This is a genomic window from Kitasatospora putterlickiae (genome assembly GCF_039527695.1).
GTDB lineage: Bacteria > Actinomycetota > Actinomycetes > Streptomycetales > Streptomycetaceae > Kitasatospora > Kitasatospora putterlickiae.
This window is the reverse complement of the sequence record NZ_BAAAKJ010000157.1, coordinates 8,694-23,932: the sequence shown is the minus strand read 5'-3', so window position 1 is coordinate 23,932 and position 15,239 is coordinate 8,694. Positions and strand designations below refer to the sequence as shown.

General features: G+C 69.2%; 11 protein-coding genes and 1 pseudogene. 2 read left to right on the top strand and 10 right to left on the bottom strand.

Annotated features, from left to right (window positions below; genetic code table 11):
- Nucleotides 1-1,125 (top strand): annotated as a pseudogene (locus ABD308_RS16415) (hypothetical protein); the annotation flags it as partial.
- Between the two features lie 115 nt (nucleotides 1,126-1,240).
- Entirely contained in the window at nucleotides 1,241-2,953 is a 1,713-nt protein-coding gene (locus tag ABD308_RS16410; RefSeq protein ID WP_344334192.1) for an ABC transporter family substrate-binding protein, read from the top strand.
- A 95-nt stretch (nucleotides 2,954-3,048) separates the two neighbouring features.
- On the opposite strand, the gene ABD308_RS16405 is transcribed toward ABD308_RS16410, so the two are convergent.
- The 10 genes from ABD308_RS16405 to ABD308_RS16360 form a co-directional block, all read right to left on the bottom strand.
- Nucleotides 3,049-4,068: an ABC transporter ATP-binding protein gene (locus tag ABD308_RS16405; RefSeq protein ID WP_344334190.1), complete on the bottom strand. Its 1,020-nt coding sequence runs from the start codon at nucleotides 4,066-4,068 to the stop codon at nucleotides 3,049-3,051.
- On the bottom strand, nucleotides 4,061-5,155 hold the full coding sequence (locus ABD308_RS16400; RefSeq protein ID WP_344334188.1) for an ABC transporter ATP-binding protein: 1,095 nt from the start codon (nucleotides 5,153-5,155) through the stop codon (nucleotides 4,061-4,063). Before ABD308_RS16400 ends, ABD308_RS16405 begins: the two co-directional genes overlap by 8 nt.
- Nucleotides 5,156-5,170: 15 nt before the next feature.
- Nucleotides 5,171-6,118 (bottom strand): ABC transporter permease, encoded by a 948-nt coding sequence (locus ABD308_RS16395; protein ID WP_344334187.1) that lies wholly within the window; start codon nucleotides 6,116-6,118, stop codon nucleotides 5,171-5,173.
- Nucleotides 6,111-7,055 (bottom strand): ABC transporter permease, encoded by a 945-nt coding sequence (locus ABD308_RS16390; protein ID WP_344334185.1) that lies wholly within the window; start codon nucleotides 7,053-7,055, stop codon nucleotides 6,111-6,113. Before ABD308_RS16390 ends, ABD308_RS16395 begins: the two co-directional genes overlap by 8 nt.
- Before the next feature lie 93 nt (nucleotides 7,056-7,148).
- The gene (locus ABD308_RS16385; RefSeq protein WP_344334183.1) at nucleotides 7,149-8,795 is read right to left on the bottom strand and encodes a peptide ABC transporter substrate-binding protein; all 1,647 of its coding nucleotides are present in this window, start codon (nucleotides 8,793-8,795) and stop codon (nucleotides 7,149-7,151) included.
- A gap of 432 nt (nucleotides 8,796-9,227) precedes the next feature.
- Nucleotides 9,228-10,427: an ABC transporter ATP-binding protein gene (locus tag ABD308_RS16380; protein ID WP_344334182.1), complete on the bottom strand. Its 1,200-nt coding sequence runs from the start codon at nucleotides 10,425-10,427 to the stop codon at nucleotides 9,228-9,230.
- On the bottom strand, nucleotides 10,417-11,469 hold the full coding sequence (locus tag ABD308_RS16375; protein WP_344334181.1) for an ABC transporter ATP-binding protein: 1,053 nt from the start codon (nucleotides 11,467-11,469) through the stop codon (nucleotides 10,417-10,419). The genes ABD308_RS16380 and ABD308_RS16375 overlap by 11 nt, the downstream gene beginning before the upstream one ends.
- A gap of 15 nt (nucleotides 11,470-11,484) precedes the next feature.
- A complete protein-coding gene (locus ABD308_RS16370; protein ID WP_344334193.1) occupies nucleotides 11,485-12,399 on the bottom strand; it encodes an ABC transporter permease in 915 nt (304 codons plus the stop codon).
- A gap of 76 nt (nucleotides 12,400-12,475) precedes the next feature.
- Nucleotides 12,476-13,402 carry an ABC transporter permease gene (locus ABD308_RS16365; protein WP_344334179.1) on the bottom strand — a complete coding sequence of 309 codons (927 nt, stop codon included), beginning with the start codon at nucleotides 13,400-13,402 and terminating at the stop codon, nucleotides 12,476-12,478.
- Between the two features lie 84 nt (nucleotides 13,403-13,486).
- Nucleotides 13,487-15,112, bottom strand: coding sequence for a peptide ABC transporter substrate-binding protein (locus ABD308_RS16360; RefSeq protein WP_344334177.1), 1,626 nt, complete (start codon nucleotides 15,110-15,112; stop codon nucleotides 13,487-13,489).
- Nucleotides 15,113-15,239 lie beyond the last annotated feature (127 nt).

Sequence of the window (15,239 nt, the reverse complement as noted above, 5' to 3'; positions counted from 1 at the left end):
CCCGGCCGCCAGGGCGAGCCCGCCGCCGACCCGTTCCAGACCGCCCGCCCCCAGCCCGGGGGTGCGCCCGCCGCCCCGGACGCCGCCACCGCCCCCGCGGTGGACGGCCCGTCCGGCCCGAAGCCGGCCCCCGCCGCCGCCAAGCCCGCGCCGGCCGCCAAGCCCAAGCCCAGCGCCGTCAAGAAGCTGGTCAAGCTCGCCACCTACGCCGTCGTCGGGGTGGGCTTCCTCGGCGCCGCCGCCTACGGCACCGGGCTGATGCTGAACCAGTCCGACGTCCCCAAGGGCACCGTGGTGCTCGGCACGGACATCGGCGGCAGCAGCCGCGACCAGGCCATCCACCAGCTCGACGAGAGCGTCGGCAAAGCCGGCCAGCAGCCGGTCAAGCTGAAGGTCGGCGAGCAGACCATGGACCTCGACCCGACCGCCGCCGGGCTCGCCTTCGACACCACGGCCACCGTGGACAAGCTCGCCCAGCACTCCTACAACCCGGTGGACGTCCTCAAGTCGCTCAAGGGTGACGAGAAGGCCGTGCCGCCGGAGGTCAAGGTCGACCGGGCCAAGCTCAACTCGGCGCTGAAGGCGCTGGTCGGCGGCACCGGGCAGGGCCTCCAGGAGGGCTACATCAAGTTCTCCGAGACCGGCGAGACCATCGTCGTCCCCGGCAAGGCCGGCCAGGCCGTGGACTCCGCCTCCGCCGTCGACCTGGTCGACACGGCCTACCGCGACCGCGCCGCCGGCAAGCCCGAGCAGCCCGTCGCGCTGGCGGTGACCGCCGCCCAGCCGAAGACCTCCGCGCAGGCCCTCCAGGGCGCGGCGGACACCCTCGGCAAGTCCGCGATGAACGGCCAGATCCACATCACGGCCGGCACCAGGAAGTTCGACTTCGGGCCGAAGACCGCCGCGGTGGCGCTCACCCTGGTTCCGGACGCCGACGGCAAGTTCGTGCCCAAGTGGGACCTCGACGCGCTGGGCCGCCAGCTGACCGCCGCCGGCTTCGACAAGGTGAAGACGAAGAAGAACGGCCAGCTCGTCCCGATCACCCCGCAGGACGTCGCGGACCAGATCACCACGCTGCTCGACAAGTCCGGTGACAAGGAGCGCACCTTCAAGTTCCCGGTCTGACCGAACCGTTATCGAGGGGCGGGCCCGGATTCGGGCCCGCCCCTCGACAACCCCGCTCCCCGGTCAGCAAGATGTGTCGCCTATCGTCCGCCACATCCGTCCCGGGAGAACCCGCATGGGCCGCCGCCCCCTGTTCCGCCACACGGCCCTGCTCGCCGGCCTCACCGCCGTCTCGCTCTCGCTGACGCTCTGTTCCTGCGGCCCCGGCGGCTCCGGCGCCCGGGCCCTGCCCAGCGCGGTCGAGAGCCCCAAGCTCACCGCCGTCGACATCAACCCGCACGACCGCGCCGAACTGCGCCAGGGCGGCACCCTGCGGATGGCGATCCCCCAGTACTCCACCCAGTGGTCGCCGCTCCAGGCCGACGGCGGCGAGTCCTCCACCATCGCCGTCGCCAAGCCGCTGCTGCCGACCTTCTTCCGCTCCGACGCGGCGGGCACCCAGACCCCCAACCCTGCTTACCTTGAGGACGCGCACACCGAGCAGCGGGACGGCCGGCAGGTGGTGGTCTGGACGCTGAACCCCAAGGCCCGCTGGTCCGACGGCACGCCGATCACCTGGCGCGACATCGAGGCCAACTGGAAGGCGCTGAACGGCAAGGACCCGGCCTTCCGGGCGGCCAGCAGCACCGGCTTCGAGCTGGTCTCCTCGGTCGAACGCGGCAAGGACGACCACCAGGCCGTGATGACCTTCGAGCGGCCGTACTCGGAGTGGCAGACGATGTTCAACGGCGCCGCCAACGCCCCGCTGCTGCCGGCGGGCAAGGTGGCCACGCCCGAGCTGTTCAACACCGCCTACCTGGACGCGATCCCGGTCACCGCGGGCCCGTTCAAGGTGGAGCGGATGGACCGGGCCGCGCAGACCGTCACCCTGGTCGCCGACCCTGCCTGGTGGGGCGACAAGCCGCTGCTGGAACGGATCGTCTTCCACGCCATGGTGCCCAACACGATGGCCGCCGCCTTCAGCAAGGGCGAGATCGACCTGTTCAACAACGGCCCGGACGTGGCCGGCTACCAGCTGATCCGCAGCACCCCGGGCGCCGCCGTCCGGCGGGCCGGCGGACCCGACTTCCGGCAGTTCACCCTGAACAGCCGCAGCCCCGCGCTCACCGACCCGACCGTCCGCCAGGCGATCTTCCAGGCGATCAACCGGGACGTCATCACCCGCTCCGACCTCGCCGGTCTCGACTGGCCCACCGTCACCCTCAACAACCACCTGCTGGTGGCCAACCAGAACGCCTACCGGGACAACTCCCTCGGCCTCAGCCGCTACGACCCGGCCGAGGCCGTCCGCAAGCTCGACGCGGCCGGCTGGAAGCTCGACGGCGACGTCCGCCGGAAGGACGGCAGGGAGCTCAACCTGCGGATGGTCATCCCGGCCGGCGTCACCCAGGCGCAGAACGAGGCCGCCTCCGCCACCGGCATGCTCAAGGACATCGGGGTCAAGGTCACCACGGTCACCGCCAACCCCAACGAGTTCTTCGACAAGTACGTCAACCGGCGGGACTTCGACATCACCGCCTTCTCGCTGCTCGGCACGCCGTTCCCGGCCAGCGGCAACCGGACCAACTTCGCCACCAACGGCGGCACCAACTACTCCCAGGCCGGCAGCCCGGCGGTCGACGCCGCGTTCGACCGGGCGGCCTCCGCTACTGACGCGGCCAGCACCTTCGAGGCTCTCAACCAGGCCGACGGCGAGCTGTGGAAGGTGGCCGGCATGCTGCCGCTCTACCAGCGCCCGCAGCTGTTCGGCGCCCGCGCCGACCTCGCCAACATCGGCGCCCAGGGCCTGTCCGACATCGTCTGGGAGAACGTCGGCTACCAGAAGTGACGTTTCGCCGTGCCCGACCGCACGGCGCGCGGCAGGGGCCCCGGAGTCCAGCGGACCCCGGGGCCCCTCGGGCACGTTCGGCGACGCGCGCGGGCTCAGCCCGAGCCGATCACGTCCCGCACCTCCGGGAAGTGGCAGGCCGACTCGTGCGCGGCCGGACCGCTCAGCACCTCGGGCACCGCCAGCGGCGGGACCTCGTCGGCGCAGCGCTCCTCCGCCTTCCAGCAGCGGGTGCGGAAGCGGCAGCCGGACGGCGGGTTGGCCGGCGAGGGGATGTCGCCGCTGAGCAGGATCCGCTCGCGCCGCTCGCGCCCGGTCGGGTCGGGCACCGGGACGGCGGAGAGCAGCGCCTGGGTGTAGGGGTGGGTCGGGTGGGAGTAGATCTCGTCCTCCGTGCCGATCTCGACCAGCTTGCCGAGGTACATCACGCCGACGCGGTCGGAGATGTGCCGGACGATCGAGAGGTCGTGCGCGATGAACATGTAGGAGAGCTGGAAGTCGTTCTGCAGCTGCTCCAGCAGGTTGATCACCTGCGCCTGCACCGAGACGTCCAGCGCCGAGACCGGCTCGTCGCAGATGATGATCTCAGGCTTGAGCGCCAGCCCCCGGGCGATGCCGATGCGCTGGCGCTGGCCCCCGGAGAACTGGTGCGGGTACCGGTTGATGTACTCCGGATTGAGGCCGACGACGTCCAGCAGGTCCTGGACCGCCTTGCGGCGGTCGCCCTTCGGCGCCACCTCGGGGTGGATCTCGAAGGGCTCGCCGATGATGTCGCCGACCGTCATGCGCGGGTTGAGCGAGGTGTACGGGTCCTGGAACACCATCTGGATGTTGCGCCGCACCGCCTTCAACCCGGCCCCGGAGAGCCGGGTGATGTCCTCGCCCTTGAACCGCACCTGGCCGGCGGTCGCCTTCTCCAGGTTCATCAGCACCTTGGCCAGCGTGGACTTGCCACAGCCGGACTCGCCGACGATGCCGAGCGTCTCGCCCTTGCCCAGCTCGAAGGAGACGCCGTCCACCGCCCGGACGGCGCCGACCTGCTTCTTGAAGACGATCCCCTGGGTCAGCGGGTAGTGCTTGACCAGGTCCTTGACCTCCAGGATGGGCTCAGCCATGGAGGGTCTCCTTCCAGAAGTGGCAGGCGCTGCGGCGGCCCGGCAGGTCGGCCCCCTCGGCGTCCAGCACCGGCACCAGGCGCGGGAGTTCGGTGCGGCAGACCTCCTGGGCCCGGTCGCAGCGCGGGTTGAACGCGCAGCCGGCCGGGATCCGCAGCAGGCTCGGCGGCAGGCCCTGGATGGCGTAGAGGTTCTGGCCCTTCTGGTCCAGCCGGGGGATCGAGTTGAGCAGGCCCTTGGTGTACGGGTGGGCCGGGCGCGCGTACAGCTCGTGCACGGGCGCCGTCTCCACGATCCGTCCCGCGTACATCACCGCGATCTTGTCGGCGACGTCCGCGACCACGCCCAGGTCGTGGGTGATCAGGATCAGCCCCATGTTGAATTCGGCCTGGAGTTCGGCCAGCAGGTCCATCACCTGCGCCTGCACGGTGACGTCCAGCGCGGTGGTGGGCTCGTCCGCGATGATCAGGTCCGGCTCCAGCGCCAGCGCCATGGCGATCATGATGCGCTGGCGCATGCCGCCGGAGAACTGGTGCGGATAGTCGCCGACCCGCTGCCTGGCGGCGGGGATGCGCACCCGCTCCATCAGCTCGACGGCCTTCTCCTTGGCCTCCTTGCGGCTCGCCCCCTGGTGCACCCGGAACATCTCGCCGAGCTGGTAGCCGACGCTGAGCACCGGGTTCAGCGAGGAGAGCGCGTCCTGGAAGATCATCGCGATCTTCCGGCCGCGCACCGCCCGCCGGGCCTTGGGGGTCATGGTGAGCAGGTCCTGGCCCCGGAACCGGATCGATCCCGCGGTGATCCGCCCCGGGGGCATGTCGAGGATGCCCATGATCGCCTGCGCGGTCACCGACTTGCCGGAGCCGGACTCGCCGAGCACCGCCAGGGTCTCCCCCGCCGACACCGAGTAGCTCACCCCGTTGACGGCCTTGGCGACGCCGTCCCTGGTGTGGAACTCGATGTGCAGGTCCTCGACCTCCAGCAGCGGGGTGCCGGGCACCAGGTTCTCCCGGCGCGCGCCCAGCACCTCCACCGCGTCCCGGTCCGCGTCCGCGCCGTCCTTCGCCGGCTTGGTCATGTCAGTCATGGTCCGCGGCCCTCCTCAGCGCAGCTTCGGGTCGAGGGCGTCGCGCACCGCGTCGCCGAGCATGATGAACGCCAGCACGGTGATGCTCAGTACGGCGGCCGGGAAGAGCAGCACGTGCGGGGCGTTCAGGAAGCGGGCCTGGGCGTCACTGATCATCAGGCCCCAGGAGATCGCCGGGGACTGGATGCCGATGCCCAGGTAGGACAGCGAGGCCTCGGCCCCGATGTAGACGCCCAGGTTGATGGTGGAGACCACGATCACCGGGGCGACGGCGTTCGGCAGGATGTGCCGGCTGACGATCCGCCCGGTGCCGGCGCCCAGCGCGCGGGCCGCCACCACGTAGTCGTTGTGCTTGTTGGCCAGCACCGCCGAGCGCATCAGCCGGTAGATCTGCGGCCAGCCGAGCACGGCCATCACCGCGGAGACCGTCCAGGCGTTGCCCTTGCCCCAGGTCGACATGATGAGCATGCCGCCGAGCAGCAGCGGGACGGCGAAGAAGATCTCCGTGACGCGGGAGAGCACGCTGTCGCCGAGACCGCCGATCCAGCCCGCCCACAGGCCCAGGACGCCGCCGACCAGGACCACCAGAGTGGTGGTCACCAGGCCGACGATGATCGAGTTGCGGGCGCCCCAGATGGTGCGGGTGTAGATGTCGCAGCCCTGGACGTCGAAGCCGAACCAGTGGTCGCCGCTCGGCCGCTTCAGCGAGTCGGCGAGGTTGCAGAAGCCGCCGGCCCGCGGGTCGGCGTCGGTGAACAGGCCCGGGGCGACGGAGAGCACCACCATGAACAGCACCAGGAACCCGCCGATCAGGAACAGCGGGTTGCGGCGCAGGTCCGCCCAGGCGTCGCTCCAGAGGCTGGCGACCCGCTCGCCGCCCTTGCCGTCCTCGCGTCGTTTGCCGCGACCGCGCTGTCCGGGGATCGCCGCACTCGCGTTCTCGCTCTTCGTCGGCTCACTCATAGCGGATCCTCGGGTCCAGGACGGCGTACAGCAGGTCGACCACCAGGTTGGCGAACAGGTAGACCATCACCAGGGCGCTCACGATGCCCACGACGATGGTGCGTTCCCGCAGGTAGACGGACTGGAAGAGCTGGTGTCCGACGCCGGGGATGTTGAAGATGCCCTCGGTGATCACCGCGCCGCCCATCAGGCTGCCGAGGTCCATGCCCAGGAAGGTGACGATCGGGATCAGCGCGTTGCGCAGCCCGTGCCGGACCACCACCCGCAGCGGGCTGAGGCCCTTGGCGACCGCCGTCCGGACGTAGTCCGCCCGCATGACCTCGATCAGGCTGGTCCGGGTCAGGCGGGCCACGTACGCCAGGGAGGTCGAGGCCAGGACGTAGCCGGGCAGCAGGTAGGAGCGGAAGCCCGCCTCCTCGTTGAAGGAGACCGGGAAGAAGTCGATGCCGTAGTCGGTGTTGAGCTTCACCCCGAGGAGCAGCTGGAGCACGAAGCCGATCACGAAGACCGGGATCGAGATGACCATCAGGGTCGAGATCAGCACCACGTTGTCGATGAACCTGCCGCGTCGCAGGGCGGCGACCACACCGGCGGTGATGCCCACCACCATCTCGATGACCAGGGCGGTGAGCGCCAGGTTGATGGTGTACGGGAAGGCCCGCCGCATCACGTCGACGACCTGGTTGCCGCGGTAGTCCTCACCGAAGTCGCCCTTGAACAGGCCGGTCAGGTAGTCCCAGTACTGGATGAAGAACGGGTCGTCCAGGTGGTACCGGTCCCGGAGGACCTGGACGACGGAGGGGTCCTGCCGCTTCTCACCGGCCAGTGCCGTGATGGGGTCGCCAGGCAGCAGGAAGACCAGTGCGTAGATCAGGAATGTCGCGCCGAGGATCACAGGTATGGCCTGGATGATCCGGCGGACCACATAGCGGCCCATGCGGTCTCCTCGTGGTCGGGGCACGCCGGAGCCGGGCGGCGCGGGGGTTGCCCGCACCGCCCGTCACGGCGCGCCGGTCGGACTGGACGGCGGTCAGGCCAGCTCGACGTTGGCCAGGTCGATGCGGTTCTGGGCGTCCACGACCACGTTCTTGACGGTCTTGGTGTAGGCGGCGGAGGTCATGTAGGTGTAGACCGGGATGTACGGCAGCTCCTGGATGAGGATGTCGTCGGCCTGCTGGTACAGCTTCTGACCCTCCTCCAGGCTCTTCGCCTGGTCCGCCTGGGCGAGCAGGGACTCGAACTGCTCGTTGACGTAGCCGCCGTAGTTCGAGCCGTTCTCGATCGCGACCTTGGAGAAGATCGGACGCAGGTAGTTCTCGATCGACGGGTAGTCCATCTGCCAGGCCATCCGGAAGGCACCGGAGAACTGCTTGTCGCCCAGCGAGTCCAGGATCTTGCCGAACTTCTCGAACGGCTTGAAGGTGACCTCGACGCCGAGGTTCTTCTTCAGCTGGTTGCCGACCGCCTCGATCCACTCCTTGTGGCCGCCGTCGGCGTTGTAGCCCAGGTCGATCGTGTTGTTCGGGACGCCGCCGGCGGCGTCGAAGATCTGCTTGGCCTTGGCCGGGTCGTACTTCGCCGCGTCGCCCATGGCGCCCTTGCGGTAGCCCGGGATGATCGGGCTGATGAAGTCGTCGGCCGGGATGCGGGTGCCCGAGAAGATCCGCTCGGTGATCGCCGCGCGGTCGATCGCCATCGAGATCGCCTTGCGGATCTCCGGCTTGCCGTACGCGGCCGGGTTGGTGGCCAGCGGGAAGCCGATGAAACCGACGCCGGACTCCGGCTTGTAGATGTAGCGGTCGCCGAACTCGCTCTTGACCGTGCCCATGGCCGAGATCGGGAGCTTGTTGGTGATCTGGATGTTGTTGGCCCGCAGATCGTTGTAGGCCGTTTCCAGCTTGTCGTAAATCTTGAACGTGACGGAATCCAGCTTCGCCTTTCCGGCCGATTCCGGGAAGTTCTCGTAGCGCTTGATCGTGATCTTCTGGTTGTGCTCCCACTTCCCGTCCATCTGGAACGGGCCGTTGCCGATCGGGGCCTCCTCGAAGGCCTTCTGGTCCTGGAAGAACGCCTTCGGCAGCGGGTAGAACGCGTTGTAGCCGAGCATGATCTTGAACTGCGAGAACGGCGCGGCGAGGGTGACCGTGAAGGTCTTGTCGTCGACGACCTTGAGGCCCTTGAGCTTGTCCGTGGCCGGCTTCTTGTCCTTGCCGGGCGCGAGCTCCTCGGCGCCCTCGATCTTGGAGTAGAACGGCAGGCCCTCGGCCGCGTTGTCCTGGTTGGCGCCCCAGTTCCAGGCGTCCACGAAGGACTGCGCGGTGACCTTCTCGCCATTGTGGAAGGTGAAGCCGTCCTTCAGCTTGATCGTCCAGACCTTGCTGTCCGGGGACTCGATCGACTCCGCGACGCGCAGCTTCGGCTCGTTGGTCTGCCGGTCGTACTCCACCAGGCCGGCGAAGATCTGCGCGAGCACCTGGGCGCCCTCGGACTCCGCGGTGTTCTGCGGGACCAGCCCGTGCTGCGGCTCACCCGACTCGATGCTGATCGAGCCGCCCTTCTTGCCCGCCCCGTTCGCCCCCTCCGAGGACTTCTTGTCGCTGCCGGTGCTGCAGGCGGAGACCGCGAGCGCCGTGCAGGCCGCCAGCGCGGTCCAGCGCATCGTCTTGGTGAGCCTCATTCAACTGCTCCTCGTTTTAGGGGCTTAGGAACGAACGGCGCCCCGCCACTCGGTGTGCCGGGTACGGCGGGGGTCGACATCTCAGGGCCGATCCGCACAGTCGGCGAGGTGACCACTGATACGCGCAGAGCAACTATCGATCAACCGACCCCTTCGGTGGAATCGCCGTCACATCTCTTTTCAATTACAGGCCGGGACCAACCCGTGACAATACTCGGCAAATTCCGCCATATCGCGCCCGGAATCATCGGTTCCGCCTTCCGAATAGCGAACCGGAAGTTCCGGTATTCGAATATTTACGAAGCGTAATGATCGAATTGGTCCGGCCGGCCGGGACGGCCCCCGGAATTGCCGCAGGTCGGCGGGTGGACAAACGCCGGAGCGCGCCCTCCATCAGGAGGACGCGCTCCGCGACGGGGCCTGGCCCCGGTGTCAACCGGTTTCCGGACCGCCCCGCTCTGCCTGGCCGTTCCCGGCCTGGCCGGGCTCCGCCTGGCCGGGTTCGGCCTGCTCGGCCGGTCCGCTCTCGGCCTGGTCGCGCTCGGCCTGGTCGGGTTCGGCCTGGTCGCGCTCGGCCGCGAAGTGGCAGGCCGACTCGTGCGCGGCCGGCCCGCTCAGCCAGCCCGGCACCGCCAGCAGCGGGACCTCCACCGCGCACCGCTCCCGCGCCTTCCAGCACCGGGTGCGGAACCGGCACCCGGACGGCGGGTTGGCCGGCGAGGGCACGTCACCGGTCAGCACGATCCGGTCCCGGCTCTCGCGCGCCGTCGGGTCCGGCACCGGCACGGCCGAGAGCAGCGCCTGGGTGTACGGGTGCGTGGCGTGGTCGTAGATCTCCCGGTCGCTGCCGATCTCGACCAGCCTGCCGAGGTACATCACCCCGACCCGGTCGGAGATGTGCCGGACGATCGAGAGGTCGTGCGCGATGAACATGTACGAGAGGTTGAACTCGCTCTGCAACTGCTCCAGCAGGTTGATCACCTGCGCCTGCACCGAGACGTCCAGCGCCGAGACCGGCTCGTCGCAGATGATGACCTCCGGCTTGAGCGCCAGCCCCCGGGCGATGCCGATGCGCTGGCGCTGCCCGCCGGAGAACTGGTGCGGATACCGGTTGATGTACTCCGGGTTGAGACCGACGACGTCCAGCAGGTCCTGGACCGCCTTGCGGCGGTCGCCCTTCGGCGCCACCTCCGGGTGGATCTCGAACGGCTCCCCGATGATGTCGCCGACCGTCATGCGCGGGTTGAGCGAGGTGTACGGGTCCTGGAACACCATCTGGATGTTCCGGCGGACGGCCTTCAACCCGGCACCGGAGAGCCGCGAGATCTCCTCGCCCTTGTAGCGCACCGAGCCGCCGGTGGCCGGCTCCAGGTTCATCAGCACCTTGGCCAGCGTCGACTTGCCGCAGCCGGACTCGCCGACGATGCCGAGCGTCTCGCCCTGCATGAGGTCGAAGGAGACCCCGTCGACCGCCTTCACCGCGCCGACCTGCTTCTTGAACAGCACGCCCTTGGTCAGCGGGAAGTGCTTGACCAGGTCGCGGACTTCGAGGATCGGCTCGCCGCGCGCCACCTCCTGCTCGAAGGCGGCCTCCACCGGCGATTCGACCGGGCCGGCCCCGTCAACGGTCATGGAGGGTCTCCTTCCAGAAGAAGCAGGCGCTGCCCCGCCCGGCCAGTTCGGTGCCGTCGTCCTCGGCGACCGGGAACAGCTCCGGCACCTGCCGCCGGCAGATGTCCTGGGCGCGCGGGCAGCGCGGGTTGAACGCGCAGCCCGGCGGGATCCGCAGCAGGTTGGGCGGCAGACCCTTGATCGCGTACAGCTCCTGGCCCTTCTGGTCCAGGCGCGGGATCGAGTCCAGCAGCCCCCGGGTGTACGGGTGGGCCGGGCGCGCGTAGAGCTCGTGCACGGGCGCCGTCTCCACGATCCGCCCCGCGTACATCACCGCGATCTTGTCGGCGACGTCCGCGACCACGCCGAGGTCGTGGGTGATCAGGATCAGTCCCATGTGGTATTCGGCCTGCAGCTCCGCGAGCAGGTCCATCACCTGCGCCTGCACGGTGACGTCCAGCGCGGTGGTGGGCTCGTCCGCGATGATCAGGTCCGGCTCCAGCGCCAGCGCCATGGCGATCATGATGCGCTGACGCATGCCGCCGGAGAACTGGTGCGGGTAGTCGTTGACCCGCTCCCGGGCGGCGGGGATGCGCACCCGCTCCATCAGCTCGACGGCCTTCTCCTTGGCCTGCTTGCGCGAGCTGTTGTGGTGGGCGCGGAACATCTCGCCGAGCTGGAAGCCCACGGTGAGCACCGGGTTCAGCGAGGAGAGCGCGTCCTGGAAGATCATCGCGATCTTCTGGCCGCGGATCCTGCGCCGCGCCTCCTTGTCCAGCGTCAGCATGTCCTGGCCCCGGAAGCGGATCTCGCCCCGGGGGATGCGGGCCGGCGGCATGTCCAGGATGCCCATGATCGCCTGCGCGGTCACCGACTTGCCGGAGCCCGACTCGCCGAGCACCGCCAGCGTCTCCCCGGCCCGGACGCTGTAGTCAACCCCGTTGACGGCCTTGGCGACGCCGTCCCGGGTGACGAACTCGACGTGCAGGTCGCGGACGTCGAGCAACGGGCCCTCGTAGGGCGCCGCCCGCCCGGCCTCGCCGGTGTCGGTTGCTGTGGTCACGATGCGTCCCCTCGCTCAGCGCAGCTTCGGGTCGAGCGCGTCGCGCACCGCGTCGCCCAGCATGATGAAGGCCAGCACGGTGATGGAGAGCGCGGCGGCCGGGAAGAACAGGACGTACGGGGCGGTGCGGATCACCTTCTGGGCGGAGGAGATGTCGATGCCCCAGGAGATGGTCGGGTCCTGCAGGCCGATGCCGAGGAAGCTCAGCGTCGCCTCGGTCGCGATGTAGCCGCCCAGCGCGATGGTCGCCACCACGATCACCGGGGCGACCGCGTTCGGCAGGATGTGCCGGAACATCAGCCGCCCGGTGCCGGCGCCGAGCGCCTTCCCGGCCACCACGAAGTCGGACTGTTTGACCGTCAGCACCGCGCCGCGCATGACGCGGGCGATCTGGGTCCAGCCCAGCACGCCGAGCGCGATGACCACGCTCCACACCGTGCGGGTGGAGAAGGCGTTCAGCAGCACCAGCGCGCCGAGCAGCAGCGGGATGCCGAAGAAGATGTCGATGATCCGGGAGAGCACCGCGTCCACGGTGCCGCCGAAGTAGCCGGCCACCATCCCGGTCAGCCCGCCGAGCAGGGTGACCGTGGCGGTCACGAAGATGCCGACGGTGATCGAGGCCCGGGCGCCGTACACCACCCGGGCGTAGATCGAACGGCCCTGGCCGTCGTAGCCGAACCAGCCGGCGCCGAAGAAGTCCGTCCAGTCCGGCCGCTTGAGGTAGTTGTTGACCAGGTCGGCCTTGCGCGGATCGGCGTCGGTGAACGCCCCGGGGAAGACCGCCATCACGATCAGCAGCAGGATCAGCACCGCCGAGATCAGGAAGATCGGCCGCCTGCGCAGATCGCGCCAGGCGTCGCCCCAGAGGCTGCGGGCCTCCTCCCGCTTCTCGGGGTCGCGCTCGACCAGCGTCTCCTGCTCGACCGCCATGCCCTGCTCGCCGGCGTAGTCCAAGTGGTCCACCCCCGGCTTGGGACGCGGCTCGTAGGAGTCCTCGTCGTGGATGTCAGGCATAGCGGATCCTCGGGTCCAGGACCGCGTAGAGCAGGTCGACGACGAGGGAGGCCACCAGGTAGACGATCACCAGCACGGTGACGATGCCGACCACGGTCGGCCCCTCCTTCTGGTTGATCGCCCGGTAGAGGACGTTGCCGACGCCCTGCACGTTGAAGATGCCCTCGGTGACGATCGCGCCGCCCATCAGCGCGCCGAGGTCGGTGCCAAGGAAGGTGACCACCGGGATCAGCGAGTTGCGCAGCAGGTGCCGGGTGACGATGGTGCGCCGGGGCAGGCCCTTGGCCACCGCGGTGCGCATGTAGTCGGCCCGCAGGTTCTCGCCGATCGAGGTGCGGGTGAGCCGGGCGACGTAGGCGAGCGACAGCGAGCCCAGCACGATCGCGGGGAGGATCAGCTGGGAGAGGTCCCTGGAGTCCTGGACGGTGGGGGTGACCCAGCCCAGGTTGGTCGCGAAGACGGTCTGGGCGAGGTAGGCCAGCACGAAGACCGGGATGGAGATCACCAGCAGGGTGAGGATCAGCACCGCGGTGTCCTGCAGGCTGCCGCGCTTCAGCCCGGAGACCACGCCCAGCAGCAGTCCGAAGACCATCTCGAAGACGAAGGCCAGCAGGGCCAGCCGGATGGTGACCGGGAAGGCGTCCGCCATGATGTCGGAGACCGGACGGCCGGTGAAGCTGGTGCCGAAGTCCCCCTGGAAGAGGTTCCCCATGTAGTGCAGGTACTGCTTCCAGATCGGCTGGTCCAGGTAGTACTTGTGCTTGAGACTGGCCACCACGGCGGGGTCCGCGGCCTTCTCCCCGAACAGGGCCGAGACCGGGTCGCCCGGCAGCGTGTAGACCATCAGGAAGATCAGCAGCGTGGTGCCGAAGAACACCGGGATCATCTGCAGCACCCGCCGCAGCACGTAACTGCCCATTCGAGCCTCCCTCCTGGAGACGTGATCGAGTGCCCGGGCCCCGCCCTCCGTGCGGAAGGGGCGGGGCCCGCGCGGGACGTCTCGTCAGCCCTTGACCTCGACCTGGGTCCAGGCCGGGTTGCCGAAGGAGTCGAACTTCACGTTCTGGACCTTGGTGGAGTAGCCCGAGGTGGTGCGGTAGTACCAGAGCGGGATGGCCGGCATGCCGCCGGGCAGCACGGCCTCGGCCTGCTGGTAGCCGGTCGTCGAGTCGGCGACGCTGGCGGCCTGGTCGGCCTGGGTGGCGAGCTGGTCGAACTGCGGGTCGCTGTAGCCGAAGTCGTTGGACGCGGCGCCGGTGCGGTACACGTCGGCGAGGAAGTTGGCGTTCAGCGGGTAGTCCTGGACCCAGCCGGTGCGGAAGGCGCCGTTGATCTGGTGACCGGTGATCGCCGCGCGGGCGGTCTTGAAGTCCGGCTTCGGGTCGCCCACGCAGTCCACGCCGGTGTTCTGCCGGATCGAGTTGCAGACCGCGTCCACCCACTCCTTGTGGCCGCCGTCGGCGTTGTAGGTGATGGTCAGCCGGTTGCCGGGGGCGCCGCCGCCCTCGGCGATCAGCTGCTTGGCCTTGGCCGCGTCGAAGGTGCAGAACTCACCGCACTGGCCGGCCTTGTAGCCCTCGACGCCCTCGGCCACCCAGGCGGTGGCCGGCTTGCGCGAGCCCTGGAGCACCGTCTTGGTGATGGTGTCGCGGTCGATCGCCATCGACAGGCCCTGGCGGACCTTGGCCTTCTCCGGGGAGGCCCAGTCGGCCTGGTAGAGCGTGAAGCCGATGTTCTGGATGGCGCCCTGCGGCTCGTCGACCGCCCGGTCGCCCAGGTCGGTCTTGTAGGTGGCCAGGGCGGAGGGCGGCACCTGGTCCATCACGTCCAGGTTGTTCGACTGGAGGTCGGCGTAGGCGGCCTCGGCGGTGCTGTACATCTTGAAGACGACGCCGCCGTTCTTCGGCTTGTCGACGCCCTGGTAACCCGGGTAGGCCTTGGTGGTCAGCTGCTGGTTGTGGTCCCAGCTGACGAACTGGTACGGGCCGTTGCCGACCGGCTTCTGCCCGTACCCGGCGGGGTCGCCGAAGAAGGCGTCCGGCAGCGGGGAGAAGGCGATGTAGCCGAGCTTGTACTCGAAGTACGAGACCTTGCCGCTCAGCTTGACGGTGAAGTGCAGGTCGTCCACGACGGTCAGCCCGGACATCTTGTCGGTGGTCGGCTGGCCGCTCGCCGGGTGCACGTCCTGGTACCCCTCGATGTCGGAGAACCAGGAGCTGTTGATCTGGTTGTTGGCGGTGGTCGCTCCCCAGTTCCAGGCGTCCACGAAGTTCTTGGCGTGCACCGGCGTGCCGTCGTGGAACGTCCAGCCGTCCTTCAGGGTGACGTTGAAGGTCTGCGAGTCGCTGGTCTCGATCGTGTCCGCGACCTGCATCCGGATCTTCGCGTTCGAGGGGTCGTAGTCGACCAGCCCCTTGAACAGGTTCTGGATGATGCGCCCGCCACCGGTCTCGTTGGCGTTGGCCGGCTGCAGCGGGTTCTGCGGCTCGCTGCTCTGGTAGCTGAAGGTCTGGCTGCTGTCCGACGAGCCGCTGCTGCCGCCCTCGTCGCTGCTGCTGCATCCACTGGCCACCAGGGCCACGGACGTCGCTGCGGCGAGGACCCATCGAGCACGGGTGGCCACGGGCATGGAGGTCCCTCCTCAAGGTGTGTGACGCATCACACCCCATGAGAAGGTCGGCCGCCCGGCGGCGCGAGCTGGGAACCCCCGGACGGGTGCACCGGACGCGACGCCGGTTGACGCCCCGGCGGACCGG